The sequence below is a fragment of the Moorena sp. SIO3B2 genome (assembly GCF_010692525.1).
GTDB lineage: Bacteria > Cyanobacteriota > Cyanobacteriia > Cyanobacteriales > Coleofasciculaceae > Moorena > Moorena producens.
In genome coordinates, this window is the sequence record NZ_JAAHHE010000695.1 from 1 (window position 1) to 2,197 (window position 2,197).

General features: G+C 45.2%; 1 protein-coding gene. It reads right to left on the reverse strand.

Annotated features, from left to right (window positions below; translation table 11 throughout):
- Window positions 1–78 precede the first annotated feature (78 nt).
- On the reverse strand, window positions 79–1,587 hold the full coding sequence (locus tag F6K38_RS39920) for a group II intron reverse transcriptase/maturase (protein ID WP_287360414.1): 1,509 nt from the start codon (window positions 1,585–1,587) through the stop codon (window positions 79–81).
- Window positions 1,588–2,197: the final 610 nt, after the last annotated feature.

The window sequence follows — 2,197 nt, forward strand, 5'->3', positions numbered from 1 at the left end:
CGTTAGAGTCGATGCCTGGTATTACCCAGGGCACCTCTCCTTCAAATCTGGGCGTGCGACTTTCACCGCACCCAGCTCCTAGATATCCTGACCTTTCGGTCTGCTTCCGTGGATTAGTTGATGGCAGCTGTGATGAACTGCTAGCAAATTCTTTGGTTTCCAGTTATCGTGGTTTCCATCAATATGATGTAAGTGTACGACTTCTTCCCCTAGGAATTTGTGTCCACATTGTCCACAGGAATGGTTTTGCTTAGTTAAGGCTTTGGAGGTAGCATTATCATAGAGCTTGCTATTGCGTTTGCTCCAGTAAACTAGGTCACCATCATAGGGTGACTTAGTCCCTTTAACATTGACATGTTTGTTCTCTGAATAAGGTACCGCCGGAAATGCTTTGTTCACTAACCTTACGGCTTCGTGTTTGTCGATTTTCTTTTCCTTTATGAATTTACGGCGTGCTGATTCATTTGCAAACCATAAACTATTTCGGGAGCCGTCCATCTTGCAATACCGGTGGTAGTTTCTCCAGCCCCGAACAATGGGGGCTAGTTTTCTTGCCTTAACTTTTGCACCATAATTCGAGTTGCTGACCACGGCTTTGATTTTCTTTCGGGTTGTTTTATAGTTTTCCGGTGAGGGGAAACTTCTGAACTTTCCGTTTTTCTGGACTCGAAAATTCCAGCCCAGGAAGTCAAATCCGTCTGTCGTTTTAGTTAGCTTAGTCTTTCGAGCGCTGATTTCCATTCCACGTTCGGCGAGGAAGCTCTTGATTTTATCTAGAATTTCCTCTGCATTGTCTTCTGGCTTGAGAATTATTACCATGTCATCCGCGTAACGAATGCTATTGTGTATATCTTCTATTCCATTAAGTGCGATATTGGCAAGTAATGGGCTGACGACACCTCCTTGTGGGGTTCCTTGCTCAGGGAATTCAGGATTGACTCCTGCTTTTAAGCATTTGAAAATCCCGTATTTTAAGCCTGATGGTGCAATTATCCCGTCCATGATGGATTTATGGGAAATGCGGTCAAAACATTTCTTGATATCTAGCTCAATTATTCTTTTGTTGATGCCGTTTTTATTTGAGCATAAATTCTGGAATATCAGCTTCTGAGCGTCGTGAGCACTTCTTCCGGTTCTGAACCCGTAACTTCGGGCGTGGAACGTGGCTTCATGTGCTGGTTCTAACGCATATTTGGCTAGACATTGCCATGCTCTATCGGCAATTGTAGGGACTTTGAGAGTTCGAGTTTTACCATTTTTCTTGGGTATTGGGATTTCCCTAAGTCGATTATGCTTCCAGGTAAAAGCATAATCTTTGAGTTCCTCAAGAAGCTCGAATCTTTTTCGGTAGGAGAGGGATGCCTTTCCATCAACACCGGCTGTCCTTTTACCTTTATTGAGCTGTGTCACTTGACGGATGGCCAAAAGTTGGGCTGAACGGGATTTTAGAATCAGTTTTTGTAATGACCGAGCTTTCTTGAGGTCACCATCTTGAACTGCTTTAAACACTCGTCTCTGTAGGCGGAATAAATTTTGCCGGAGTTTTTTCCAGTTTTGTTCTTTCCAGAGTTCACTATGTTTTACCATGTGTCTAACTATGCTCTTCATTGATTTGTGTTTTCTAGATACCCGTGACCAGTTTCCGGTCACATCCTACCCGACAGGAGGGATTAGATTTGGCATAACTTACCGGGGTTTCGACCCTTCCCCAGACCTCTGCTGGTGCGCTTTCCACTGACGAATTAAATTACGGGGTCGCACCGTTTGCTGTCGTTTTTACTTGTTCCGTCCTTTGGATTGTTTTGGTGATTTAGGGTGATTCAGTTTGCCTACCCTCTTCTCGGAGATTGCAGCTATCAAGCAATATGCTGCGAGAATGAGAGGATGAAGTCCACACATTTCCCAGGCTGTGGCTTTGTCATGAGACACTTTTTTAGAATCTGTTTACCCGTGTCACCTCCCTATTAGCGCCGGGGAACCTACCTGTTTCAGTCCTGATTGCGCCCTGCTGCCAGCTTCACTCTGCGAGGTTGCCGCCTGCTCGGTGTGGCCAGATAAGGAGTCACTTCTCTCCTGAAGGGCGGGGTTTTCACCCGCATCCGTTAGACAGTTAGACTTTTGAGGTTTTTATTCCTCGCGAAGTCCCCTACTCATACCCCTCTATTTTCTAGAGGCTCCTAGTAGGAACAAGCCGCAC

Coding starts and splice junctions, on each gene's coding strand:
- F6K38_RS39920 (WP_287360414.1), bottom strand. CDS start 1,587: ATGGTAAAACATAGTGAACTCTGGAAAGAACAAAACTGGAAAAAACTC.